Source organism: Terrirubrum flagellatum (assembly GCF_022059845.1).
Taxonomy (GTDB): Bacteria; Pseudomonadota; Alphaproteobacteria; order Rhizobiales; family Beijerinckiaceae; genus Terrirubrum; species Terrirubrum flagellatum.
Genome location: NZ_CP091852.1, coordinates 410702 through 435044 on the forward strand (window position 1 = coordinate 410702; position 24343 = coordinate 435044).

Annotated in this window: 23 protein-coding genes; 12 read left to right on the plus strand and 11 right to left on the minus strand. The window is 62.4% G+C overall.

What is annotated here, in order from left to right:
• Window positions 1-32 precede the first annotated feature (32 nt).
• The 8 genes from L8F45_RS28445 (at window position 33) to L8F45_RS28480 (ending at window position 7424) form a co-directional block, all read left to right on the plus strand.
• Window positions 33-746, plus strand: coding sequence for an alpha/beta fold hydrolase (locus L8F45_RS28445; RefSeq protein WP_342363762.1), 714 nt, complete (start codon window positions 33-35; stop codon window positions 744-746).
• A 149-nt stretch (window positions 747-895) separates the two neighbouring features.
• Window positions 896-1780: a LysR family transcriptional regulator gene (locus L8F45_RS28450; protein WP_342363763.1), complete on the plus strand. Its 885-nt coding sequence runs from the start codon at window positions 896-898 to the stop codon at window positions 1778-1780.
• Between the two features lie 164 nt (window positions 1781-1944).
• Window positions 1945-2760, plus strand: coding sequence for a putative hydro-lyase (locus L8F45_RS28455; RefSeq protein WP_342363764.1), 816 nt, complete (start codon window positions 1945-1947; stop codon window positions 2758-2760).
• Window positions 2761-2813: 53 nt separating this feature from the next.
• On the plus strand, window positions 2814-4073 hold the full coding sequence (locus tag L8F45_RS28460) for an ABC transporter substrate-binding protein (protein WP_342363765.1): 1260 nt from the start codon (window positions 2814-2816) through the stop codon (window positions 4071-4073).
• Between the two features lie 28 nt (window positions 4074-4101).
• Window positions 4102-4980 (plus strand): branched-chain amino acid ABC transporter permease, encoded by an 879-nt coding sequence (locus L8F45_RS28465; protein ID WP_342363766.1) that lies wholly within the window; start codon window positions 4102-4104, stop codon window positions 4978-4980.
• On the plus strand, window positions 4980-5996 hold the full coding sequence (locus L8F45_RS28470) for a branched-chain amino acid ABC transporter permease (RefSeq protein ID WP_342363767.1): 1017 nt from the start codon (window positions 4980-4982) through the stop codon (window positions 5994-5996). Before L8F45_RS28465 ends, L8F45_RS28470 begins: the two co-directional genes overlap by 1 nt.
• Window positions 5993-6727: an ABC transporter ATP-binding protein gene (locus L8F45_RS28475; protein WP_342363768.1), complete on the plus strand. Its 735-nt coding sequence runs from the start codon at window positions 5993-5995 to the stop codon at window positions 6725-6727. The genes L8F45_RS28470 and L8F45_RS28475 overlap by 4 nt, the downstream gene beginning before the upstream one ends.
• Window positions 6717-7424 (plus strand): ABC transporter ATP-binding protein, encoded by a 708-nt coding sequence (locus tag L8F45_RS28480; protein WP_425330053.1) that lies wholly within the window; start codon window positions 6717-6719, stop codon window positions 7422-7424. The genes L8F45_RS28475 and L8F45_RS28480 overlap by 11 nt, the downstream gene beginning before the upstream one ends.
• A 127-nt stretch (window positions 7425-7551) precedes the next feature.
• Here the strand turns inward: L8F45_RS28480 and L8F45_RS28485 are convergent, their stop codons facing one another.
• The 11 genes from L8F45_RS28485 to metC form a co-directional block, all read right to left on the minus strand.
• The gene (locus tag L8F45_RS28485; RefSeq protein WP_342363769.1) at window positions 7552-8610 is read right to left on the minus strand and encodes an ABC transporter ATP-binding protein; all 1059 of its coding nucleotides are present in this window, start codon (window positions 8608-8610) and stop codon (window positions 7552-7554) included.
• 20 nt (window positions 8611-8630) lie between these two features.
• Complete coding sequence (locus L8F45_RS28490; protein WP_342363979.1) at window positions 8631-9449, minus strand: ABC transporter permease; 819 nt, start codon at window positions 9447-9449, stop codon at window positions 8631-8633.
• Window positions 9446-10351, minus strand: a complete 906-nt coding sequence (locus L8F45_RS28495; RefSeq protein WP_425330054.1) for an ABC transporter permease — start codon at window positions 10349-10351, stop codon at window positions 9446-9448. Before L8F45_RS28495 ends, L8F45_RS28490 begins: the two co-directional genes overlap by 4 nt.
• Window positions 10352-10453: 102 nt before the next feature.
• Complete coding sequence (locus tag L8F45_RS28500; RefSeq protein ID WP_425330063.1) at window positions 10454-11533, minus strand: ABC transporter substrate-binding protein; 1080 nt, start codon at window positions 11531-11533, stop codon at window positions 10454-10456.
• 463 nt (window positions 11534-11996) lie between these two features.
• On the minus strand, window positions 11997-12704 hold the full coding sequence (locus tag L8F45_RS28505) for a L,D-transpeptidase (RefSeq protein ID WP_342363772.1): 708 nt from the start codon (window positions 12702-12704) through the stop codon (window positions 11997-11999).
• 263 nt (window positions 12705-12967) lie between these two features.
• A complete protein-coding gene (locus L8F45_RS28510; RefSeq protein WP_342363773.1) occupies window positions 12968-14194 on the minus strand; it encodes a threonine synthase in 1227 nt (408 codons plus the stop codon).
• Complete coding sequence (locus L8F45_RS28515; protein WP_342363774.1) at window positions 14187-14930, minus strand: amino acid ABC transporter ATP-binding protein; 744 nt, start codon at window positions 14928-14930, stop codon at window positions 14187-14189. Before L8F45_RS28515 ends, L8F45_RS28510 begins: the two co-directional genes overlap by 8 nt.
• Before the next feature lie 5 nt (window positions 14931-14935).
• Window positions 14936-16039 carry an amino acid ABC transporter permease gene (locus L8F45_RS28520; protein WP_342363775.1) on the minus strand — a complete coding sequence of 368 codons (1104 nt, stop codon included), beginning with the start codon at window positions 16037-16039 and terminating at the stop codon, window positions 14936-14938.
• Window position 16040: 1 nt separating this feature from the next.
• Complete coding sequence (locus L8F45_RS28525; protein ID WP_342363776.1) at window positions 16041-17234, minus strand: amino acid ABC transporter permease; 1194 nt, start codon at window positions 17232-17234, stop codon at window positions 16041-16043.
• Window positions 17235-17265: 31 nt separating this feature from the next.
• Window positions 17266-18297: an amino acid ABC transporter substrate-binding protein gene (locus L8F45_RS28530; protein ID WP_342363777.1), complete on the minus strand. Its 1032-nt coding sequence runs from the start codon at window positions 18295-18297 to the stop codon at window positions 17266-17268.
• 83 nt (window positions 18298-18380) lie between these two features.
• On the minus strand, window positions 18381-19589 hold the full coding sequence (gene metC / locus L8F45_RS28535) for a cystathionine beta-lyase (RefSeq protein WP_342363778.1): 1209 nt from the start codon (window positions 19587-19589) through the stop codon (window positions 18381-18383).
• A 154-nt stretch (window positions 19590-19743) separates the two neighbouring features.
• Between metC and L8F45_RS28540 the strand changes: the two genes are divergently transcribed.
• The 4 genes from L8F45_RS28540 (at window position 19744) to L8F45_RS28555 (ending at window position 24258) form a co-directional block, all read left to right on the plus strand.
• On the plus strand, window positions 19744-20643 hold the full coding sequence (locus L8F45_RS28540; protein WP_342363779.1) for a LysR substrate-binding domain-containing protein: 900 nt from the start codon (window positions 19744-19746) through the stop codon (window positions 20641-20643).
• A gap of 494 nt (window positions 20644-21137) precedes the next feature.
• Window positions 21138-23333, plus strand: a complete 2196-nt coding sequence (locus L8F45_RS28545) for a copper-transporting P-type ATPase (protein WP_342363780.1) — start codon at window positions 21138-21140, stop codon at window positions 23331-23333.
• Window positions 23334-23338: 5 nt separating this feature from the next.
• A complete protein-coding gene (locus L8F45_RS28550; RefSeq protein WP_342363781.1) occupies window positions 23339-23509 on the plus strand; it encodes a hypothetical protein in 171 nt (56 codons plus the stop codon).
• A 68-nt stretch (window positions 23510-23577) separates the two neighbouring features.
• On the plus strand, window positions 23578-24258 hold the full coding sequence (locus tag L8F45_RS28555; RefSeq protein WP_342363782.1) for a hypothetical protein: 681 nt from the start codon (window positions 23578-23580) through the stop codon (window positions 24256-24258).
• Window positions 24259-24343: the final 85 nt, after the last annotated feature.

Here is a 24343-nt window from a genome sequence, read left to right on the forward strand (position 1 = left end):
GCAACAGGATCGCGCCCGCTTCAGGAGCATACATGAAAGAAGCCCTTCCCCTCGTGCTTATTCCAGGCCTGCTCGCAGATGAGACGACGTGGAAACGTCAGATTGAGCATTTTTCGCGACGTCATCTCGTGATCACGCCGCGAGATCACTTTGCAAAGGCTTCGATCGCCGTAATGGCCGACTGCATTCTCGCGCGGCTGCCCCCGCGGTTCGCGCTCGTGGGCTGGTCCATGGGCGGCTACATCTCATTCGAAATCATGCGCAAGGCGGCGTCGCGCGTCGCGCGTCTCGGGCTGATCAGCACATCTGCGCGCGCTGACGCGCCCGGCGCGGCCGCTGAACGGCGCGAGAGCGTTGCTCTTGCCGAGCGCGAGTCTCCGTCGGTGGCGTGGCGCCAGAAGATGGGACTAAGCTTCTATCGGCCGGATCGGCTGTCGGCCGAAACGCTCGCAGAAATGGAAGAGATGAATGACCGTCTCGGCGTCGACCTCTACCGGACGCAGCAGGAGGCGATTATCAGTCGGGCCGACAGCCGCCCGCTGCTCGGCGGCATTCGCTGCCCGACGCTCGTGATCTGCGGCACGCATGACCAGCGTACGCCGCCAGCCTGTTCATGGGAGATCGCCTCAGCGGTGAAAGGCGCCGAGCTTCACCTCCTCGCCGAATGCGGCCATTGCTCGCCGATCGAGGACCCCGCGAGCGTCAATTCGCTACTTGGCGCATGGCTGGAGCGCTCGATCGACTAGAACGCAACAAAGTTCCAGCGATTGTCTGGATCTTGACCATGCGGTCTTGAATGAGGTTGGTTTGTTGAGGCCGCCGGCCCGCCTTCCAATCTGCGTCCGGCCTGTCCCGGCGGGACTCCGGGGAAACCGCGGCCGAACGCGGAGGCGTCGTGCCCGATTTTCGCAGTCTCGAGGTTCTGTATTGGGCGGCCCATCTGCAGAGTTTCCGCAAGGCCGCGGAGCGGCTTAACACGACCCAACCGGCGGTTTCCCAGCGCATTTCGGCGCTTGAATCGGAATTTGGCGCGCGGTTGTTCGAGCGTACGTCACGCTCGATCAGCGTCACCGCGAAAGGGCGCGCGCTCGTCGAATACGCCGAGCGCTTTTTGCGGTTGCGGGCGGACATGATGAGCGCGCTTGCGACGCCGGCGGCGATGAGCGGCGTTGTTCGCCTCGGCGTGTCGGAGACGATCGTTCACACTTGGCTCGCGCGTTTCATCGAACGCGCTCATGCGGTCTATCCCAACATCGTCATCGACATCAGCGTTGATGTTTCGCCGGTCATGCGCAACGCGCTCGTCGATCGCGAAATCGACATGGCCTTTCTGCTCGGGCCGGTCAGCGAGCCGAACATGTCGAACCTGCCGCTGTGCGATTACCCGCTCGCCTTCGTCGCGGCACCCGGTCTCGTGCTGGGACCCGAACCGCTCTCGCATGAGAATATTCTCGCCTATCCCTTGATCACTTACCCCAAGAGCACGGCGCCGTATCTGCTGTTGTACGAGGGACTGAGCGCTCCGCATCTGCCGTCGCCGCGCATCTTCAGCAATTCGTCGCTCTCCACCATCGTCCGTATGACAATGGACAAGATCGGGCTGAGCGTCATTCCGCCGGTTGTGATCAGCGCGGAACTGGCGCGCGGGGACCTGCGCCTGGTCGAGACCGCTCTGACGCTGCCGGCGCTGAACTTCACCGCCACCTATCCCATTCAGCTTGGCGGCGGGCTTGCCGCTCCGCTCGCCCAACTCGCCCGCGAGATCGCCGTCACGGCATGAAATCTGCTTCTTGTCGGCGATGTATAAGCGCAGCTTATCGAAATCGATCCTGAATCATAATTGGACGCAGGCATGGCGAAGCGGCTGAATGGCTGGGACGGAGTGAGGGGAGCGCTCTGGCGGGCCACGCGCCAGCGCGTGGAGTCGCCGGGCCGCGTGATCAAATGACCAGCAACATCGCGATCCCATCGATTGGCCCGGGCGCCGAACCGGCTCGCGCAGCGCGGCTCGCCTGCCGGTCGGGAGCGCTGACCGGTTCGACCGCCGGCGTTGCGCCCGGCTTCGTGCAAGGCAATCTCGCGGTGCTGCCGAAGGATCTCGCCAATGACTTCCTGCGCTTCTGCCAGGTCAACCCGCGCCCATGTCCGGTGATCGGAGTCTCCGATGTCGGCGATTTCCGCGTCCCGTCGCTTGGCGCCGATCTCGACATCCGCACCGATTTTCCCGGCTATCGCATCTGGCGGAATGGAGAACTCGTTGAAGAGACGGCCGATGCGACGCGCTGGTGGCGGGATGATCTCGTAGCTTTCGTCATCGGCTGCTCGCTCTCCTTTGAAGAGGCTCTTGCCGCCGAAGGAATTCCGCTCCGCCATATCGAAAGCGGCGTGCGCGTGCCGATGTACCGCACCAATATTCCCTGCGCGCCGGCAGGGCGCTTCGCTGGGCCGATGGTTGTGTCGATGCGGCCTTTGATGCCGGCGCAGGCGATCCGCGCAATCCAGATCACGACGCGCTTTCCCGCCGTCCACGGCGCGCCGGTGCATATCGGTCTGCCCCATCTGATCGGCGTGAATGATTTATCGAAGCCCGACTATGGCGACGCGGTCTCTATCCGCGAAGACGAATTGCCGACATTCTGGGCGTGCGGCGTGACGCCGCAATCAGTGATCGCAGCAGCGAAAGTGGAGTTCGCAATCACGCATGCGCCCGGCTGCATGCTGGTGACGGACCGTCGAAACACGGAGTTCGCGGTGCTGTGAAGACGATCGCGCGATCGTCGTTGGTTCAGGATTCATATAAGGAGGGGTGAGAGATGAATCGCAGGGACATTCTTCTCGCTGGCGCGTCTGCCGCCGCAACCGCGAGTGTTTCGATCGGATCGCGCGGCGCGCTGGCGCAGGGCGCGAAGGAAATCACTATCGGCGTCATCTATCCGCTCTCCGGCGCCAACGCGCAGATCGGCGTCGACGCCAAGCACGCCTTCGAGACGGCTGCCGATCTGATCAACAACGCTCATGATCTCGACTTGCCGACCGCCAGGAACGCCGGTCTGCCGGGCCTTGGCGGCGCAAAAGTGAAGCTCGTCTACGCCGATCATCAGGGCGATCCGCAGAAGGGCCGTTCCGAAGCCGAGCGTCTGATCACGCAGGACAAGGTCGCGGCCATTGTCGGCGCCTATCATTCAGCGGTGTCAGCGACCGTCAGTGCGACATGCGAACGTTACGGCGTTCCCTTTGTCTGTGCGGACTCCTCGTCTCCGAGCCTGCATCGTCGCAACATGAAGTTCTTCTTCCGGCCCGCCGCGCATGATGAGATGTTCTCGGGCGCCATGTTTCAGTTTCTCGATAATTTGAAGAAGAAAGGCAAAAAGATCGAGACGGTGGGCCTGTTCTTCGAAGATACGATCTTCGGGACCGACTCCTCGAACGTGCAACGCAAGCTGGCTGGCGATCTCGGATTCAAGGTTGTCGCCGACATCAAATATCGTTCGAATTCGCCATCGCTGACCGCGGAAATCCAGCAGCTCAAGAATGTCGACGCCGACGTGGTCATGCCTTCGACCTACACCACGGACGCGATCTTGATGGTGAAGACGATGGCGGAACTCGGCTACAAGCCGAAGAACATCGTGGCGCAGGCGGCTGGCTTCTCCGAGAAGGTCGTCTTCGATGCTGTCGGCGACAAGCTGCAGGGCCTGATCTCACGCGCCAGCTTCTCGCTCGACATGGCGACGAAGCGGCCGATGGTGAAAACGATCAACGACATGTACAAGACGCGCGCCGGCCGCGACCTCAACGACAACACGTCGCGTCAGGTGATGGCGATGGTGGTCCTCGCCGACGCGATCGATCGCGCAAAGACGGTAGACGGCGCCAAGATCCGCGACGCGCTGGCCGCCACCGACATTCCAGGCGAGCGCACTTTCATGCCGTGGTCGCGCGTGAAATTCGGCGAAGATGGCCAGAACATCTGTGCCGACCCCGTGCTGCTGCAATATGTGAAGGACAGTTTCGTCACCATTTTCCCGTCGACAGTTGCGGTCGCCGAACCGCTCTGGCCGATGAACGCGTGATACGCGCAGGCGCGATGGAATTTCTGGAATGACGACGCAAGCGCTGTTGCAGGTGCTGGCGAGCGGGCTGCTGATGGGGCTGATCTACGCCCTCATCGCAGTCGGCCTCTCGCTGATTTTCGGTCTGATGGACGTGGTGAATTTCGCCCATGGCGAATTTCTCATGATCGCCATGTACGCCGCCTTCGGGCTTGTTCTCCTGACAGCGCTCGACCCGATCGTGCTGGCGCCGCTGGTTGCGGCGCTCATGTTTTGCGTCGGCGGGCTCGCCTATCTCGGCGTCGTGCGCTTCGCCATGCGCGCCAAGGCGAACGCCGGCATGGTGCAGATTTTTGCGACCTTCGGGCTCGCGATCCTGATCCAGGGCGCGGCGCAGTATCTGTTCACGCCGGACTACCGCAACATCCAGACCTCCTGGCTCGGCGGCAAGACGTTTGAGGTGGGAGGCGTCTTTCTGCCATTGCCGCAAATCTTCGGCGGCTTCGTCTCGATCGTCGCCTTCGCGGGACTCTATCTCCTGATGACGCGGACCGATTTCGGCAAGGCGTTGGAAGCGACGCGCGAGGATCAGGGCGCGGTTGCGTTGGTTGGCATCGACCGCAACAAGGTGTTCGCGATTGGATGGGGTCTTGGAGCGGCGCTTGTTGGTCTCGCCGGTGTTGTGCTCTCAATCTTCTACTACATCCATCCGCAGGTAGGTTCGGCCTTCGCGTTGATCGCCTATGTCACCGTTGCGCTCGGCGGCTTCGGCAGCGTGTTCGGCGCGCTTGCGGCGGGCATGATTGTCGGCGTCGTCGAGGCGATAACGGCGATTGTGCTGCCTCCTGCGCTGAAATCGATCGGCGTCTATGCGCTTTATCTCGGCGTTGTGTTCATCAGGCCAAGCGGCCTGTTCGGGAGGCTGTGATGAGCGACGCCATGGCTCTCACAGCCACGCCCGCGGAGCAGGCCGCCTTTGCAGCGCGCCGCATCAGGCAGCTCGTCGCGGCCGCGATCGTCTTCGCCGCAATCGCCGCGATCCCGCTCGCGCTTTCCGACGTCTATCTCCTGAACGTGCTGGTGCTGACGCTGATGTACGCCGCCGTGTCGCAGGGCTGGAACATCCTCGGCGGCTATTGCGGACAGATTTCGCTCGGCCACGCGCTTTATTTCGGCGTCGGCGCCTATGCGACGAGCGTGCTCTTCGTGAATTACGGCGTGACGCCGTGGGCTGGCATGCTCGTTGGGGGCGCGATGTCTGCGATCATCGCGCTGATGCTCGGCTATCTCTGCTTCCGGCTGAAGGGCCACTATTTCTCGATCGCGACCATCGTGATCGCCGAGATCGGCCTGCTGCTCGTCCACAACTGGGATTTCGTCGGCGGCGCGCTCGGCATCCAGTGGCCATTCGGCCCCGATAGCTGGGCGACGCTGCAGTTCGCGCGCAACAAATTGCCCTATGTCTATTTCGCGCTCGGCCTTCTCATCGCGACATGGTTGGTCACCTGGATGATCGAGGATTCACGCTGGGGCTATTGGTGGCGCGCGGTGAAGGACAATCCCGAAGCTGCGGAGAGTCTCGGAGTCGAAGTCTTCCGTTCAAAGATGGCGGCGGCGGCGCTCTCGGCTTTCTTCACCGCGATCGGCGGCGCCTTCTATGCCGCCTTCGTCTCCTACATCGATCCTGAAAGCGTGATGAGCTTCCGCTTCTCGCTGCTGTTCGCATTGCCTGCGGTGCTTGGCGGCATCGGCACGCTGTGGGGCGCGGTCGCCGGAGCATTCATCCTCATTCCGCTGACTGAAATCACCCGCAGCTATCTCGGCGGTTCGGGTTCGGGTCTCGACCTCGTGATCTATGGCGCGCTCGTGATGGTGGTCGCGCTGGCGCGGCCCGAAGGGCTGACGAGTCTCGCGCCCCGCGCACGCAAGGGAGCGGCGTCATGAGCGCGGACGTTCTGCTCGAAGTCGACAATGTCACCAAGCGTTTCGGCGGCCTCGTCGCGAATTCGGACGTCTCGATGCATGTGCGCCGCGGCGAGATTCTCGGTCTGATTGGACCGAACGGGGCCGGCAAGTCGACTCTCTTCAATCTGATCGCTGGCGCCTATGAGCCGACGGCGGGCCGCATTCTGTTTGAGGGGCGTGACATCACCGGGCTGACTGCGCCGGCGCGCTGCCGCGCCGGCATCGCGCGCACATTCCAGGTGCCGCGCTCGTTCGACTCGATGACGGTGCTTGAGAATGTAATGGTCGGCGGTTTCGCGCGCCATGGCTCGGCGTCCGTCGCGCGCCGACTTGCGATCGAGACGCTGGATTTCGCCGGCTTGTCGCATCGTTCCGACGCATCGGCCGGCGAGCTCACGCCGCCGGAAAAACGCAGGCTCGAAGTGGCGCGGGCGCTGGCGACAGAGCCGAAGCTGCTTCTGCTCGACGAAGTGATGACAGGACTGACGCCGAGCGAGGCGCGGCTGGGCGTCGAACTCGTGCGCCGTGTGCGCGATCGCGGCGTGACCATCGTGATGGTCGAGCATGTCATGGAGATCGTGATGCCGCTCGTCGATCGCGCCGTGGTGCTCAATCTCGGCCGGCTGCTGGCCGAAGGCGCGCCGACGGACGTGGTAAGAAACGAGGATGTGATCGCCGCCTATCTCGGAGACCGCCGCTGTGCTGCTTGAGGTGACGTCCCTGACGACGGCTTATCAGGGGCTCGTCGCGATCTCCGACGTGTCGCTCAATGTCGCGGATCAGGAGATCGTCGTCGTCGCCGGCGCGAACGGCGCTGGCAAGTCGACGCTTCTCAAAACGGTCGCCGGCATGGAGCGGCCGCGGACGGGAACAGTCGCGTTCGACGGCGCGCGCATCGAGGGGGAGGCCGGTCATCTCATCACGGCGCGCGGCGTCGCTTACGTCCCCGAGAACAAGCGCCTGTTTCCGCGTCTTTCCGTCGCCGATAATCTGCGCCTCGGCAGTTATCTCCATCGCGGCAAGGCGGACCGTGAAGCGCCGCTCGACCAGGTGTTCGCGCTCTTCCCGCGTCTGAAAGAACGTTTGCCGCAGCGCGCGCAGACGCTCTCGGGCGGCGAGCAGCAGATGCTGGCGATCGGCCGTGCGCTGATGACGCGTCCGCGGCTGCTGATGCTCGATGAGCCGTCACAGGGCATCATGCCGAAGCTGGTCGATGAAATCTTCGAGGCGGTGCTCGCGATCAGAAAAACAGGCGTGACCGTGCTGTTGGTCGAGCAGCGCCTGAACGAGAGCCTCGAGATTGCCGACCGCGCCTATGTCCTGCAGACAGGCCGCGTGATCCTGTCGGGAACCGCGGCCGAGGTGCGCGACAATCCTGACATCCGCCGCGCCTATCTCGGCATCTGAGGTGGTCAGTTTGCGGTAGGTGCGTTCACGAGGATCTGCGGATATCTGGCGCGCAACAAGCCAAACTGATTCTCGCGGGCATTGTAGTTGTAGTTTTCTTTCCGGCTACGGAACTGCGTTCGCGATTTTACGCCGATTCCAGAACCTGGATGTCGCGCGGGAACGAGATTGTCACGGCGCTGCCGATTTCCGGTGGCGGCGAATTCGGCGTGTTGAAGCTGTCGAGTGAGATCAGTTTGTCCTTGCAGCGCACGCGGATGCGCACGATGGCGCCCTGGAAAGCGACGTTGTCGATTTCTCCGGAAAGGCGGTTCGCGTTCTCCACGCCGTCGCCGATGGTGATCGCTTCCGGGCGCACCGCGAGCGTCGCGGTGTGGCCTGCTTTCGCCTGGGGAAAGCCGCTCGCCACCATGAGCTCCTGGCCCTGAACTTCGATCTTGCCGGCGGGATCGAGCACGCGGCCTTCGAGCAGGTTCAGCGTGCCGACGAAGGAGGCGACGAAGCGCGTCCGCGGCCGGTTATAGATTTCGAATGGCGCTCCGATCTGCTCGATGCGGCCCTCGCTCATCACCACGATCCGATCGGAAACCGACATGGCCTCTTCCTGATCGTGCGTCACAAACAGCGTGGTGATGCCGAGTTCACGCTGCACCGCGCGGATTTCATCGCGCAGCGCGACGCGCACCTTGGCGTCCAGCGCCGAGAGCGGCTCGTCGAGCAGCAGGATTTTCGGCTGCACGGCAATGGCGCGGGCAAGAGCGACACGCTGCTGCTGGCCGCCGGAAAGCTGGAACGGATAGCGGTCGGCGATCTGCGGCAATTTGATCATGTCCAGCATCTGCTGCACGCGCGCCTTGATCTCGGATTGCGGGCGCTTCGCGATCTTCAGGCCGAAGCCGATATTCTCGGCGATCGTCATGTTGGGGAACAGCGCATAGGCCTGAAACACCATGCCGACATTGCGCTGGTTCGGCGGCAATTGGCTGACTTCCTGGCCGTCCATGCGGATTGAGCCCGACGAGGGCGTTTCGAAGCCGGCGACCATGCGCAGCACAGTGGTTTTGCCGCAACCCGATGGCCCGAGCAGCGTGATGAATTCGCCGCGCTCGACGCTGAGGTCAAAGGTCTTGACCACCTGATTGTCGCCGTAGCTCTTCTTCAGCGTCGAGATTTCGAGGAACGCCATATTTGCTTCTCGCTCGTCGTTCAGCGGGCGGGCGCCGCGCCGCGCGGCCGGCCAATGACCTGAATCAGGCCCATGCAGGCCCATGTGATGAAGAATGCGATCAGCGCCAGCGCTGACGGTTCATAGGGCTGGTTCGCGCCGATTTCCTGCAGGTAGGTGCCGAAGACGGGCCGGGCGAGCAAGCTGGCGAAGGTGAATTCGCCGATCACGACCGCAAATGTCAGGAAGGCGCCGCTCAGCACCGCCGAACGCACGTTCGGCAGGATGACATTGAACAGGATGGAGAGGCTGCTGGCGCCAAGGCTCTGCGCGGCTTCTGTCAGCGTCTTCACGTCGATGGCCCGCAGGCCCGTATCGACCGAGCGATACATATAGGGCAGCGCGAGCACGACATAGCCGATCGTCAGCAGCACGTCGGTTGCGAAAGGCGACTTGTTGAAGGGCGACCACGGGGTTGCGAGATAGAGCCGGCTATAACCGAACACGATGATGATCGCCGGGATGACCAGCGGCAGCAATGTCACGAATTCGACCGGCGAGCGCCAGCCGGGAAATCTGAGCCGGATCAGATAGGCCGTTGGCACCACCAGCAGAATGCCGAAGACAATCGCCGCAATCGCCAGCGCCACCGAACGCAGGAAATCGCTCTGGAAGCGTGGACTGACGACGGAAGACAGGAAGGCGTCGAAACTGTGCGGCCGCCCGAACAGGAACCAGCCCCGCGCTGCGCCGGCCGGCAATTGCCGCATGGCGAATTCGAGCGTCGCGATCAGCGGCATCACGAAATAGATCGTGGCGAGCACGATGATGAGCCAGCCGACGAGCGTCTTCGGCCTCATCGAACCCACCTCTCGCTCCAGTTTCGCAGCAGGATATAGCCGCCGCTCGTGATGGTGGTGATGATGACCATGCCGAGCGCGATGGCGTAGCCGAGGCCGGGATTGTTGAGCACATCGCCGCGAATCTGCGCGAAGAGCTGGATCGGCACGATCGTCAGCGAAGAGCCGGTCAGCGCATAGGCCGTCGCGACCGCGCCAAAGGCGTTGGCGAAGAGCAATAATGTGGAGCCCAGGATGCTCGGCCACAACACGGGCAGCGCGACATGACGCCAATAGTGGTAATTCGTGCCGCCGAGCACGGCCGTCGCCTCTCTCCACTCGCGCTTCAGGCCTTCGAGCGCCGGCACGAAGACCAGCACCATCAGCGGGATCTGGAAATAGAGATAGACGATCGAGAGGCCGGCAAAGGTGTAGAGGTTGAAGCCGGTCGCGTTGAAATTGACGCCGAACCAGTCGCGCAGGATGAAGGCGACGAGGCCGACGCGTCCCAGCGTCGCGATGAAGGCGAAGGCCAGCGGCACGCCAGCGAAATTCGAGGCGACGCCGGCGAACGTCATCACAGCGCCGCGCACCCAGGAGGGCAGGCCGCCAAGGATGATCGCGTAGGCGATGAAGAAACCGAAAAACGCGCCGCCGATCGCAGAGACCGCGCTGATCTCGATGCTGAGCCAGAAGGATTTGACGATCGAGGGTTGCCGGAAGATCTCGGCGAGATTGTCGACGGTGATGCTCCCGTCTCGCGCCTCGAAGGCGCGGATGAGCAGGAGCGCAGTCGGCAGGATCAGGAACAGCACCGCGAAAATGGCGAAAGGCGCCATGCCGAACACGGCCCAGTTGAAGGCGCCGCGACTGTTCGCGTCGACATTCGCCAGCGGCGGCGTCGTTGCAGTTGTGCTCATCAAAGGCCGATCAGAACGGGGATGTGAGCAGCATCGGGCTTTGCTCACGCAAGCCCGACGCTATTTCGCGGGACGCGCGCCTACAAGGCGCGCGCCAGCCAAAACTCACTTGACGGCCGCGCCGACGACGCTGTCCCAGCCTTTGGTGATGTCGGTTTTCGCCGAGTCCTGCTCGGCGAGCGTCGGGAAGACCGCCTTATCGTAGGCCGCCGCCGGCGGCAGCTTGGCGAGAAGGTCGGCCGGGATCTTCTTGTTGTCGGCGAGATCCTTGAAGCGGATCGGGTGGCAATAACCTTTCAGCCAGCCGATCTGACCCTCATCCGAGTAAAGATATTCCATCCAGAGTTTGGCGGCGTTGGGATGCGGCGCATAGGCGCTGATCGCCTGCACATAGACGCCGGCGACGACGCCCGAGGCCGGGACGACGACATCGATACTGGTGCCCTTGCCATTGTCGCGGTCCGCGAGCGCGTTGTAGTCCCAGCGGATGATGATCGGGGTGGCGCCTTGCGTCAGCGAGGCGATCTTGCCCACGACCGGAACGAAATTGCCCTTCTTGTTCAGCTCGGAGAAGAACTTCAGGCCCTCGGCGGCGGCTTTCGCAGCATCGCCCTTGGCGGCGGAGAGGCCCGCGGCGTAGACGCCCTGAATCGCCTGGTTCGCCGTGCGCGGATCGCCCGCCAGCGCAACCGAATTGGCGTATTCCGGCTTCAGCAGATCGACCCAGTCCGCCGGCGAGGTCTTGATGATGTCCTTGTTCACCTCGAAGGCGAGAACGCCATAGTAGTCGCCATACCAGAAGCCTTCCGCATCCTTGGCGCTGTCGGGGATCGAAGCCCAGGTCGAGACCTTGTAGGGCTGGATCAGGCCGTCTTTCTTCGCGGTCGGGCCGAAGGAGAGGCCGACATCGATCACGTCGGGCGCCTGCGGGCCGGTATTGCCCTTGTTCGCCCTGATCGCCTCGATCTCGTCGCCTGAGCCGGCGTCCGGATTCAACTCATTGACGGTCAGCCCGTATTTCGCCTTGAACGCCGCGATCATCGGGCCGTAGCCGCACCAGTCATGGGGCAGCGCGATGACGGTGAGCTGGCCTTCCTTCTTGGCCGCGGCGATCAGCTCGGCAGAGGGCTCCGCGAAGGCCGGGGACATGCCGGCAAGGATGAGCGACGCCGATACCGTCGCCATCAGGCTCTGTTTGAGAAAGGTCTTCATCTGCGGTCATCTCCCCTGTGAACACATGACAAGCTGCCCTATTGGTCAGGTTTAACAGATTTGTGTCTGTGTTCCACAGCCACGGTTTCCCGAGGGAGGCCGGTCGCTGATTCCGATTTGAGGTCGGCGCGTGGCGAGCCCAGGCCTGCTCGATCCGGCGGGGAACGACCCAGGCCAAGGTGGAGTGGGCCGCCCGGAGCGAATGTCGCAGATGCGATCGGCGCGGCGCAATGCATTCGCTCTATCGCCGCAATAACAGGGTTATCGCCCGCCGTCAGAACTTCTGCGAGCCGATTGGCGACGAGAAACCTGGTTGAGCTGGAGCAGTGGGCGACCTTCTAAAGGTCGCCCACACGCACAATCGCCCCGACTCCGAGAACAGGTTTGCTCTTTGCGCCGCCGGCGCCGGCGTCGCCTGAACGGGGACCGACGATTGCTATGCCGGCAGGACGACCACCTTCGTCTTGACCGGCGTGCGGTTATAGAGGTGGATCATGTCCTGACTGAGCAGGCCGACACAGCCGCTGGTGATGCCCGAGCCGATCGATTCAGGATCGCTGCTGGCGTAGATCGTATAGAGCGTGTAACGGCCGTCTTGATAGAGATGAAGCGTGCGGGCGCCGAGCGGATTGTCGAGGCCGCCCGGCATGCCGCGGGCGTATTTGGCCGCCTCAGGCTGGCGCTTGATCATTTCCGCGGGCGGCGTCCAGGTCGCCCATTCGGATTTCCGCCCGACATAGGCGTCACCGCTCCACCGGAAACCGTCGCGGCCGACATTGGCGCCATAGCGGGTGGCGGATCCGTCATCCTCGATGCGATAGACATAGTAATTGCCGGGATCGACGATGACCGTGCCGGGCGCTTCCCTGGTGTCGTAGCGAACGGTCCGACGAAAATATTTCGGATCGACCTTGGTGACATCGACCGCGGGGATCGGGAATTTCTCATCGGGCACGGGCCCGTAGACCCTCTCCGCCTCGGCGAGGCTCATGCCGTCTGTCGCGCAACCGGCCAGCCCGAGCGCGCCGAGACTGACAGCCGAGCCGACAAGAAGCGACCGGCGGTTGAGAAATCCCTCGCGACGCTCGGGCAAGGCGACCTCGTTCATCTCGCCGGCATCGGCGTGTCCATTACGCATAATCATGACTCCGAACTTCCCATATTCTGTCGCCGGACGAGTTAATATTTCTGCACGCCTGCCGAGCGTCTTGCTGCGCCGAGATTGCCGGCCCATGGCTCGACTGGCAAGCTCGGGATTTTTGCTGCGCGGCGTTCGCGATGCGTCGCGACATCGCGACGCTGTGGTGATTTCGACGGCATTCTATGGCGAGATTTTGTCGACGCCGCTGACGCGCGATGTCGCTATTCCACTCTGCGTCGGTGGTCGGCCTCCGAATCCGGCCTCATTCAATTGGCTGAATTCTTGAAGCCGTGCGAGGTGCCGATCAGCACGACGTTTGTCAGAGCGCGCCATTTGCGCTCGCGCAAGGCGCGTAGCGCCGTAAGGGAGGCGGCCGCAGAAGATTCGAGATAAACGCCGTTTCGGGCGAGACGCTCCACATCGCGCAACGCCTGGTCTGAGTCGACGGCTGCCACGGTTCCTCCCGAGCGCTCGACAGCAAGCTGGCTTTGATATGTCACGGTGACGCCGCCAATTGAGGAGAGCGCTGTCGCTCCTTCAAAATGACTTCGATAATCGGCGCCCGCCATGACTTTTTCCAGTCGCGCAAACGGTTCGGCAGCGACCAGCCTGGGAATGCGGGGGAGAATTCCTTCCGCCATAAGCTCATGGAAGCCCTGATAAAGGCCCCACAAAAGATCTCCCCGGGCTGTCGGAACGATGATTGTATCAGCGGCCGCCGAAAGCGGAGTTTCCGCGAGCTCATACGCCAGAGTGCGATATCCTGAAACACCGAAGGGCTCGCTTCCAACGGGGGGATCAAGATAATTGGTCGCTGACATCCAGCCCATGGACTTGACTTTGTCCTTGATCAACCGCCAGCGTTCGAGCGGGTCGTCGACGATCGTCACTGTTGCGCCCATCGCTTCGATCGCGTTGCGCCAGGCCGAACTGATCTTGTTTGTGGCGACAATGACGCATCGAATTCCTGCAGCAGCAGCATAGGCGGCAAGCGACACGCCAGCGTTGCCGCTGGAAGCGGCGACGACACTTGATGCGCCGCGATCCAGAGCGCGCGCGATGAATTGCGCGCTCATGCGATCTTTATGCGAGCCGGTCGGATTTGCGCCTTCAAGCTTGATGTGAAGGTTCGCGACGCCAAACTCCGCCGCAAGGCGTGGCAGACTGACCAGCGGCGTATCGCCTTCGCCGAGAGAAATGAAATCGCGATACGGCAACCGCTCTGCGAATCGCCGCATGCCGCGCTTCGAAGGAAGGGCGTCAATCCGCGGCAGCGGGCTGAAAGCCGCAGCGACGCTCGCGGGATAGCCTCGCTCCAGACAAATTGGACATCCTTCCGGATAGTCGGCGGTGGGAAAATCTGCGCCGCAGCGAATACAGCGAAAGCCGGCAAATCTCGGATTCAGAGATGCGGCCGGCGCATCCTTGCGAATCGCGCCGTCGCCAGCGTCCGCCGGCGTTTCGGTCGCTGTGTGCAGCCCCGCATCAGGCATGCAGCACGCATTCGAGGAAGCGGACGGCCTCAGGCGTTCGCGGATTTGAAAAGAAGTCGCAAGGCGCGGCTCGCTCGCACAGGCAGCCGTCCGTCAGGAAAATCACCTGATCGGCGACGTTGCGCGCGAACCCCATTTCGTGCGTGACGCAGACCATCGTCATTCCCGATCGCGCCAGATCCTTCATGACGTCGAGGACCTCTTTGACCATTTCAGGATCGAGGGACGAAGTCGGCTCGTCGAACAGCATCACCTTCGGGTCCATCGCCAGCGCGCGCGCGATCGCGACGCGCTGTTGCTGTCCGCCGGACAGTTCGTGTGGGTATCGATCGCCGACCGATCGCAACGCGACGCGGTTGAGCAGCGCGTCGGCGCGCTGCAACGCTTCTCGCCTGGGCGTCTTGCGCAGCACGGTCGGGCCGAGCGCGATATTCTCCAGCGCGGTCAGGTGCGGGAACAGATTGAAATCCTGAAACACCATGCCGGCGAGCGCGCCCATGCGACTGCGTCGATCCGCGTTTGCGGCCACGTCGACGCCGTCCAGCAGAATCTGACCGGACTGAAATTCCTCAAGGCCATTGATGCAGCGGAGAAGAGTTGACTTTCCGCAGCCGGACGGGCCGCACAGGACCACGCATTGGCCGGGCTGGACGCCGAACGCCACATCCATGAGGACTTGTCGGGGCCCATACCACTTGCTGACCTGGTCAACGGAGATCAGAGGCGTTGATTGCATGATCTTCAACCCGCTCGCTCGAGCCCGCGAGCGCCGGCGGTGTTGCGCTCGATTTTTTGTCCCCACCTCGACAGACAGAAGCAGACGATCCAGTAAATCAGGGCGACGAACGCATATCCCTCGATCGGAGAGCCGAGCCATTTCGGATCTGACAGCGCCGCCGTGACGATATTGATGAAGTCGAACAGGCCGACGACCATCACATAGCTCGTGTCCTTGACCAGCGCGATCGCGGTGTTGATGACCCCCGGCAGGACTTTTCCAAGCGCTTGCGGCAGCAGGATGTAGCGCTGCGTCCTCCAATATCCGAAACCGATCGCGCGAGCGGCGCGGATTTGGCCGATTGGGATCGCCTGCAGACCGCCGCGCACGACTTCCGCGAGATAAGCAGCGGTATAGACAGTCAGCGCCGTGGTCGCCATCTCGAAGCGCCCGACCGTAACGCCCGGCGGAAGCGCAAGCGGCAACAGAATGACGGCCAGGAACAGGATGGCGACAAGAGGAAGGCCGCGCCAGAGCTCGATGAACATTGTGCAAAGCCCGCTGATGACAGGCATTTCTGAACGGCGTCCCAACGCCAGCAACACCGCGATCGGCAGCGATGCGACGAAACTCGTAGACGCGATCATCCAGGTGAGGCTCAGGCCACCCCATTTGTCGGAGCCGACGGCGGTCATTCCAGGCGCCCAGCCCGCGAGCAGAGCCAGACTGATCATGGGCGAAGTCAACAGCGCCAGACCGACGAACGCCTGTTGGCGAGGAAACGGTCGAATCGAAGCGATCAGGAACAATACGAGGGGAAGAAGCAGCGCCGTCGCCGGGCGCCAACGTTCGCCAGCGGGATAGAATCCGAACATGAACTGATCCATGCGCGCGAGAACGAACGCCCAGCACGCGCCTCCCGCGGCGCAACCGGCGCGATCCGAAGCGACCCACGTCGCTTTCACCAACGCCCAGTCGAGAATGCGCCAGCCAATCCACAGCGCGACGACGACAAAGGCGAGGGTAAGAGTCACCTGCCAGGCCGATCCAAACCGGATTTGACGCAGCCGCCTCAGATGGTCACGCGTCGTGATGTCGACGGTTGGAAGCGCGGCTTGCGAACTCATATCACCGCTCCACAAGCGCCATACGACGGTTGAACCAGGAGGTGAAAGCGGCGATCGCTCCGCCAAGCGCCAGGTAGATCGCCATTGTAATCGTGACGATTTCGATCGCCCGTCCGGTCTGATTCAGGCTTGTTCCGAGAAACACGTTCACCAAATCCGGATAGCCGATGACGGTCGCCAATGACGACGCCTTCAGCAGATGCGAATACTGGTTGGCGAGCGGTGGAATAATCACTCGCAACGCCTGCGGCAGAATGATCAGCCGCATGAGCAGGCCCGATGGCAAGCCGAGCGCCGCTGCGGCTTCGCGTTGCCCGCGGCTGACCGACTCGATTCCGGCGCGGACAATCTCGGCGATGAAGGCTGCGTTATAAATAATCAACGCCGAGGCGAGCGCGACGAACTCGGGAACAAGCGTCAAGCCGTCTCTGAAGTTGAAGCCGGCCAACGTCGGTTTGCGCCAGTCAAGCGCGAATACTGCAACGAACAGCTCGGCCGCCAGGAATGCGCAAAGCGAGATCGCAACGGTCCGCCTGGTCGAGATCGCCAGGTTGCGATGCATCCAGGTTGCGAGCAGCGCCGCGCAGGTCGCAATCACGGCCAGAAACAGAATGAATGGAACGGCGAGATTTCCGCTGGCCATGCTCGGCAAGACGAGTCCGCGATTGTTGAGGTAAATCCAATCGCCGAGGCTCAGGCTCTCGCGGACTGGCGGGAGGCGGTTGATGAGGAGCTGATGCGAGAAGAGAACCAGGACGAGCAAAGGAATATTGCGCAGGAGTTCGACGTAAGCCCGCGCCGCCGCCGCGGTCGGCGCATGTCGCGCGACGCGGGCGACGCCGATCACGACGCCGAGCAGGGTGGCGAGGATCAGTGCGACGCCAGCGACGAGCAACGTATTGGTGAGCCCGACAAGCAGCGCCCGGGCGTAGCTGTCAGTCTCGCTAAATGGAATAACGGAAAAGCCGATTCCGAACCCAGCTTCACGCCAAAGAAAATCGAAGCCGGAGACCAGGCCGCGCGCCTTCAAATTCAACGACACGTTGTGGGCGAAGTAAGCGATGGCGGAGGCGACGCAGAACAGTGCTGCAGCTTGCGCCAGCACCGCCGCTGCCGTCTGGCGCCGGTATGGCGTCCGACGCTTCGCGTCCGAGCGTTGGGCGCTCGCCTCCAACGTCGCTTCAATCACAGCCATTCTAATGCTCTACTGATGGCTGCCATCAGTCTCAGCGCATCGGCGGCGCATAGATGAGTCCGCCATTCTTCCAGAGTTCATTTTGACCGCGCGCAAGTTTGATGCGGCTGTCCGCGCCAAGATTGCGATTATAAATCTCGCCATAGTTGCCGGCCGCGGAGATAACCTTGACGGCCCAGTCGTTGGCGAGTCCCAATTTGGAGCCGAATTCACCTGTTTTCCCAAGAAGTCTTTGCACCTCAGGATTGTCAGAACCGGATGCCTGTTCGATGACGTTCGCTCTCGTGACGCCAAACTCTTCGGCGATGACGAGGGCGTAGAAGGTCCAGGCGACGATGTCGCGAAAGCGCGCGTCATCCTGGCGCACGACCGGTCCAGTCGGTTCTTTTGAGACGACGTCCGGCAGAATGACGTAGTCATCGGGTTTGGGAAGGGCCGAGCGATTCGCCGCCAGGCCGCCCCGTTCGTTGGAGTAGGCGTCGCAACGATTGGCTTCCAGATTGGCGATATTCTGCTCCCGGCCGCTGGCGACGATCGGGATATATTTGAGCTTGTGGGCGCGGAAGAAGTCCGCGAGATTCAACTCGGTCGTCGAGCCTCCGGTGACGCAGATCGAGGCTCCATCGAGGTCCTTGGCGGCTTTCACGCCGAGCGATTTGCGCACCATGAAGCCTTGGCCGTCATGCAAATAGACGACTGGCCAATCAAATCTCAGCTCTACGTCGCGAGTGAAGGTCCATGTCGCTGTCCGCGCCAGGAGATCGACGCTGCCGGAGGTCAACGCCGCAAAAGCGTTCTTGAATTCAAGCGGCGCAAATTTGACGCGATCGGGATTGCCGAGAATCGCTGCGGCGAGAGCGCGGCAATAATCCACTTCCAGCCCTGCCCAGGCGCCCTTGTCGTCAAGCGTGCTGAGTCCCGGCGATCCGCCGGTGCTGGTTCCGCAAATCAGGTCTCCGCGCGATTTGATCGCGCCGACCGTATCTGTCTGGGCGACGCCGGGGCTCGCCCACGCCAGGATCGCGCAAAGCCCCAGCAACGCGGATTTCGACGTGGTGCTCATGCTGGATCCCCCTTTGTGTTTGTGATGAACGGTCCAATCATGGAGCCGGTTGGACCAGTCGATTGGTTGCTTTGCCAATCTCCTCAAACCCCGCGGAGCGCTGCGAAGGCGCGCTCCAAGTCGATGATAAGATCTCCAGCGTCTTCGAGACCGGCATGGAAGCGCAGAAGAAATCCGCGCTCCGTCCATGGCCGCGCCGTGCGCGCTTTTTGCGGATAGCCCGGGACGATCAGGCTCTCAAACCCACCCCAGCTCGAACCGATCTTGAACAGGCGGCAACGCTCGATCATGCAAGCGATAGCGTCGCGTGAATCGGATCGCAGCAGCACGCCAAACAATCCCGAAGCTCCCTTGAAGTCGCGGCGCCAGATTTCGTGGCCGGGATCGTCCGGAAGAGAGGGATGCAGAACCCGCGCGACTTCGGGGCGGCCCTCCAGCCAACGCGCGAGCGCCAAGCCGTTGGCCTGATGGCGCTCCATGCGCACCGCCAGCGATCGCATGCCGCGCAACACCAGATAGCAATCGTCAGGCGCGGCGTTGCTGCCGAAGCGGCCGGCGATATCCTTTATGGCCTTGAAGAGTGCTTCGTCCCTGGTCGTGACGGCTCCGAGCAGCACATCGGAATGGCCGGACAGATATTTTGTGGCTGGCTGAATCGAAACATCCACGCCTAGCTGCAACGGTTTGCAATAGAGCGGCGACGCCCAGGAATTGTCGATGAGGGTGACGATCCCGCGCCGACGGGCGATCGAAGCGATGGCCGGAACGTCCTGAACCTCGAAAGTCAGCGAACCCGGCGATTCCATATAGATCGCCCGCGTATTCGGTCGGATGAGCGCTTCTACGCCCGCTCCGATTGTCGGATCGTAGTAACTCGTCTCGACGCCGAATTTGGCGAGCGTCGTGTCGCAGAATGTGCGCGTGTTCTGATAGGCGCTGTCAGCGACAAGCACATGATCGCCGCGTTGCAGAATAGCCGTGAGGGCGAGCGCGATGGCTGCGGTGCCCGAGCCCGTCAAAACGGTCCTCGATCCGCCCTCCAGTTCAGCGATTGCAGCGGACAGCGCGTGCGCTGTGGACGTGCCGTAAAGGCCGTAGCTGACGCCATCGTAAAAGAGTTCCTTGCGACGATCATACGCCTCCATCGTATCGAATATGATGGTCGACGCGCGCATGATCGGCGGGTTGACGGCGCCCTGCTGATGTCGCGGGTCCCGGCCGGCGTGAATCAGTAAGGTGTCGTCCCGCAGAGCTTCGCGCGTCGGGCTTCCGATCGAGATCGCTGCGGTCACTCAAAGTCTCCAAAGCAGCCGGCCCTAGTCGCTCGATTGACGAGAGCCGGCTCATTCACACGTCATCGCGGACATCGCTCAAGCTAGTTCCCCGGCCCATGCTAAACCATGGCCGGGAACTGGCTAATCGATCCGTTTTTGTTATGATCTGCCGATGAACCTGCGGGACATCGATATATTTCACGCCATCATGACGGCGGGGGGCGCAGGCAGCGCCGCCGAACTGCTCGGCATTTCCCAACCCGCGGTAAGCAGGTCGCTCGCCCATCTCGAGCGTGAACTGGGATTCAAGCTGTTCGATCGCGTGAAGGGGCGGCTCGTCCCGACGCGGGAAGGCCTGCTGTTCCACGCGGATGTGCGCGCCAGCTTCGTTGGGCTTGATCGATTGAAGCAGCGCGCCGCGCAAATTCGCGAAGTCGGCGCCGGCACGCTTAACGTCGCGAGTCTATCGGCGCTCGGGCACGGACTCGTGCCTCGGGCGATTGCGGCGTTTGCGCTACGACATCCGAATGTGCGGGTGGGCTACGAGGTTCGGACGTCCAATGTGGTGCGCGATCTCGTTGCTTCCGGCCGTGCGGACATCGGTCTCGCCGCCGATCAGATCGATACAGGCGGCGTGCTCCACACGGTTTTTGCGACGCCGCGTGCGGTTTGCGTGATGCCGGCGCGTCACCGTTTGGCGAGTCGGGAAATTGTGCGGCCTGTCGATCTGGCCAATGAACCGCTCATTGCTCTTTCACCTGAAGATACGGTTCGTCAGGCCATGGATCGGCTGCTCGCCGAACACCGGATCACCCCGCAAATTGCGGTCGAGACGCCATACGGCGTCACAATCGCGATCCTTGCGTCGCTCGGCATGGGCGTTGGCCTTGTCAATCCCCTTGCAATCGCCGACCGCGCGACCCGCGGCATCGTCACGCGGCCGTTCGAGCCGGCGCTCCATTTCCGCGCTCTCCTTCTAAGACCGCCGGATGGCGTCAATTCCAACATCGTCGACGACTTCGTGAAAGCTCTGTTTGCGGCGCGCAACAGCCTCGGTCGGCCGGCGAAATAGATTCCAGGACGCTTCGGGTTAACATCAGGCTGGAGCCGCGCCGCTCCGATTGCAAGCGTCGACTCTCGACGAGCGGCTTCCCCTGGCTCCTCTTGATCTTTGTCAACCCGCTGCTCTGCGGACGTCGCAATACATTTATCAACGCGCGACGGTTGACGCGGATGTCGCCGCTCTCCGATCCACCAAACGAAGGCGGTTGCTGTCTGCTGGCGGCAAATTGGCGGCGACTTTACGCCGCCCGACGCCACCACCGTCTCGCCACAGGCGGCCGGTATGCTTTCGTTCGGCATCCGCAGCATGCGGCTTTCATTGTCATGATGACGGGCTTCCTGCTGCAGCGACCGACGCGCTTACGCTTGCCATACGCCCGGTGCTGATTTGGGTCTATGTGCGGCTCGCCAAGCGCGAGGAAGCAGCGGCGCGATCCGGGTTCGCCGCCGCATGGCGCGGAGGTCGTGACTCGACGAGAAGCGCGGTTCGTGGAGAATTTTATCTTGGCTGACGGCGACGCAAACGCGCACCACCATCATCATCACGAGCGCAACGCTCTCGTCGAACCACAAAGCGCGTCCGGTTCAATCTACACCTGTCCGATGCATCCCCAGATCCGGCGGGCAGGTCCGGGCTTCTGCCCGATCTGCGGCATGGCCCTCGAGCCTGAAGTGACGACCGTCGAGACAGGCCCCAGCGACGAACTCGTGGACATGACGCGGCGGCTCTGGATCGCCCTCGTCTTGTCGCTGCCTGTTCTCGCGCTCGAGATGGGAAGTCATCTCATCGACCTCCATATGCTGCTCGAACCGCAGTTCTCCAACTGGATTCAGCTTACTCTCGCCACTCCGGTGGTTCTATGGACGGGTTGGCCGTTTTTTGCGCGCGCCGGGGCTTCGCTCGTCAACCGCAGTCTCAACATGTTCACGCTGATCGCCATGGGAACCGGCGTCGCCTGGGCCTACAGCGTTGTGGCGACTGCCTTCCCAGGCGTCTTTCCGGCGAATATGCGTGCCGCTGACGGGTCGGTTGCGGTCTATTTCGAAGCCGCTGCAGTCATCACCGTACTGGTTCTGCTCGGCCAGGTGCTCGAGTTGCGCGCGCGAGAACAGACAGGCGGCGCCATTCGGGCCTTGCTTGATCTTGCGCCCAAGACGGCGCGGCGCGTTCGCAATGACGGCTCGGACGAAGAAGTCGCCCTGGATGCGATCACGGCCGGCGATCGGCTCCGCGTTCGGCCAGGCGAAAAAGTGCCGGTCGACGGCGAACTGCTTGAAGGACGCAGCTCCGTCGATGAATCCATGATCACAGGCGAGGCCATGCCGGTGACCAAGCAGGTCGGCGCAAGGCTGATCGGCGGCGCCCTCAACCAAAGCGGCGGCTTCGTTATGCGGGCGGACAAAGTCGGTCGAGACACGGTGCTGTCCCGGATCGTCCACATGGTGGCGGAGGCGCAGCGATCGCGCGCGCCGATCCAGCGGCTTGCGGATCAGGTTTCGGGCTGGTTCGTGCCTGTGGTCATTGCAATCGCGGTCGCGGCCTTCGCAGCCTGGAGCGCGTGGGGGCCGGAGCCGCGATTGTCCCACGGTCTTGTCGCCGCGGTCGCAGTTTTGATCATCGCATGCCCCTGCGCGCTTGGGCTTGCAACGCCGATGTCGATCATGGTCGGCGTCGGTCGCGGCGCTCGGCTCGGCGTGCTCATCAAGAACGCCGATGCGCTGGAGCGCTTCGAGAAAATCGACACGCTTGTCGTCGACAAGACAGGCACGCTGACCGAAGGCAAACCGAAAGTTACGGCGATCAAGGCCGTGGACGGCGTTGTGGACAATGAATTGCTCCGGCTCGCGGCCAGTCTGGAACGGGCCAGCGAGCATCCGCTGGCGATGGCGATCGTCACTGCCGCGAAGGAGAGAAACATACCGCTTGGCGAGGCGGAGGATTTCGATAGCCCCGTCGGTAAAGGGGTGGTTGGCGCCGTTGATGGACGAAAACTCGTCATCGGAAGCCATCAGATCATGTCTGAGGCGAAGATCGACTTCGAAATATTCACCGCTGAAGCCGAGACGCTCCGCCGGGAAGGCGCGACCGTGATCTATGTCGCCATCGACGGAAAGATCGCGGGCCTCATCGCCATTGCGGACCCTATCAAACCAACGACGCCGGCCGCAGTCGACGCCCTGCGAAGATCGGGCGTGCGCATCGTCATGCTGACAGGCGACAATCGCACGACGGCTGAAGCCGTGGCGCGCAAGCTGGGCATCGATGAGGTGGAGGCCGAAGTCCTTCCAGAGGAAAAGGGAAAAGTCATCACCCGTTTACGCCGGGAAGGGCGCATCGTCGCCATGGCCGGCGATGGCGTCAACGATGCTCCTGCGCTTGCGGCTTCGGATGTTGGCGTCGCCATGGGGGGCGGCACTGATGTCGCAATCGAGAGCGCTGGAGTGACCCTGCTGAAAGGGGACTTGGGAGGTATCGCGCGAGCGCGCCAGCTCAGCCGCGCGACCATGAGCAACATCCGCCAAAACCTGTTTTTCGCCTTCATTTACAACGCTGCAGGCGTCCCGATCGCGGCTGGAGTTCTCTACCCCTGGTTCGGCGTGCTGTTGTCGCCCGTCATCGCCGCCGCGGCGATGGCGCTATCGTCGGTCAGCGTGGTCGGCAATTCGCTCAGATTGCGCCGCGCGTCATTGGAGCAATAGTGTGGATGATCGAGAAGCGTGACCATTTTAGTTTCTTTGTCTTAGGCGGAGACCTCTACCGCGCCCTGACGAAAATCGCCGGCCACCCGCATGTCCGGACGTTGATCGTATCGGCGAAAGCTCAGCTTGATCGCTTCCACTATCTCTCGCTGGAGCAACAGGCTGGCTGCGCGTGATCTTTGCGCAGCATGAAGAACTTGTCGCGCGCGTCATCACCGGAGATTCGCAAGGCGCGGCGTCCGTCATGGCGAGGCGCCTTCGCATAGCGTTTGCGGCGATCGACCGCATCGAATTCGAGCAATCCGAGATCGTCGCCCCCGTCGACCTGGCCGACGCTGAACTCCGGCAGATTCAGGCACGCATCCTTTGCGCTCCTGGACGCGTCGATGAAGGCCTCGATGCCCTATGTTCACATCATATTTCCGATTTGCCTGGACATCGGGTGCGACGAAGCGATCCTGCGCGAGTGAAGCTCGTTGTGCGGCGATCTCATCGCGTGATTGTGCGATGGGCGCCTGGCGAAAGCGCTGAGGCGGGCGACTGGACGGCGATAACTGGCGTCAAGCGCAGCCGGCCCGGGTCTATTCTGATCGAAGCGTTAGCGTTCGCTTTCGATAACATCGATCATCTGCTTGGGCGAATGACCACGCAAATCTGGAAGCAGGCGCGGGTGTCCGCTTTCGTCGATCAACGCCATCGATCGCAAGGCCGCGCTCTGCTTGTGATCGCACACGCGCAGAGGCAAATTGACAGATTCAAGAGAGTTGAGGGCAGCGCTTTTCGCCGCCTCGTTCTCCCCCTTGGGAGCGCGCCGAATTTGCTTGGCCTGAGTTTCGCCGCCATTTGCGCTACATCGCCCGGATTTCCGTCGTGGAGGCCGCGGCGATCAGCAAAAGTTTTCAACAATCCGTCACGTAACTGTTAAGGATGGCCTCTTTAGTCGCGCCCTCGCGGCGCTCGCCGGTTCTGGCGCGCGGCATCCGGTTTGAACTCGCGCTTGGAGATCGGCC

What these genes read in the sequence shown, in the direction of transcription:
- L8F45_RS28445 (WP_342363762.1), top strand. Translation starts at nt 33, where the DNA reads ATGAAAGAAGCCCTTCCCCTCGTGCTTATTCCAGGCCTGCTCGCAGAT.
- L8F45_RS28455 (WP_342363764.1), top strand. Translation starts at nt 1,945, where the DNA reads ATGACCAGCAACATCGCGATCCCATCGATTGGCCCGGGCGCCGAACCG.
- L8F45_RS28460 (WP_342363765.1), top strand. Translation starts at nt 2,814, where the DNA reads ATGAATCGCAGGGACATTCTTCTCGCTGGCGCGTCTGCCGCCGCAACC.
- L8F45_RS28465 (WP_342363766.1), top strand. Translation starts at nt 4,102, where the DNA reads ATGACGACGCAAGCGCTGTTGCAGGTGCTGGCGAGCGGGCTGCTGATG.
- L8F45_RS28470 (WP_342363767.1), top strand. Translation starts at nt 4,980, where the DNA reads ATGAGCGACGCCATGGCTCTCACAGCCACGCCCGCGGAGCAGGCCGCC.
- L8F45_RS28475 (WP_342363768.1), top strand. Translation starts at nt 5,993, where the DNA reads ATGAGCGCGGACGTTCTGCTCGAAGTCGACAATGTCACCAAGCGTTTC.
- L8F45_RS28485 (WP_342363769.1), bottom strand. Translation starts at nt 8,610, where the DNA reads ATGGCGTTCCTCGAAATCTCGACGCTGAAGAAGAGCTACGGCGACAAT.
- L8F45_RS28490 (WP_342363979.1), bottom strand. Translation starts at nt 9,449, where the DNA reads ATGAGGCCGAAGACGCTCGTCGGCTGGCTCATCATCGTGCTCGCCACG.
- L8F45_RS28500 (WP_425330063.1), bottom strand. Translation starts at nt 11,533, where the DNA reads ATGGCGACGGTATCGGCGTCGCTCATCCTTGCCGGCATGTCCCCGGCC.
- L8F45_RS28505 (WP_342363772.1), bottom strand. Translation starts at nt 12,704, where the DNA reads ATGATTATGCGTAATGGACACGCCGATGCCGGCGAGATGAACGAGGTC.
- L8F45_RS28510 (WP_342363773.1), bottom strand. Translation starts at nt 14,194, where the DNA reads ATGCCTGATGCGGGGCTGCACACAGCGACCGAAACGCCGGCGGACGCT.
- L8F45_RS28515 (WP_342363774.1), bottom strand. Translation starts at nt 14,930, where the DNA reads ATGCAATCAACGCCTCTGATCTCCGTTGACCAGGTCAGCAAGTGGTAT.
- L8F45_RS28520 (WP_342363775.1), bottom strand. Translation starts at nt 16,039, where the DNA reads ATGAGTTCGCAAGCCGCGCTTCCAACCGTCGACATCACGACGCGTGAC.
- L8F45_RS28525 (WP_342363776.1), bottom strand. Translation starts at nt 17,234, where the DNA reads ATGGCTGTGATTGAAGCGACGTTGGAGGCGAGCGCCCAACGCTCGGAC.
- L8F45_RS28530 (WP_342363777.1), bottom strand. Translation starts at nt 18,297, where the DNA reads ATGAGCACCACGTCGAAATCCGCGTTGCTGGGGCTTTGCGCGATCCTG.
- L8F45_RS28540 (WP_342363779.1), top strand. Translation starts at nt 19,744, where the DNA reads ATGAACCTGCGGGACATCGATATATTTCACGCCATCATGACGGCGGGG.
- L8F45_RS28550 (WP_342363781.1), top strand. Translation starts at nt 23,339, where the DNA reads ATGATCGAGAAGCGTGACCATTTTAGTTTCTTTGTCTTAGGCGGAGAC.
- L8F45_RS28555 (WP_342363782.1), top strand. Translation starts at nt 23,578, where the DNA reads ATGGCGAGGCGCCTTCGCATAGCGTTTGCGGCGATCGACCGCATCGAA.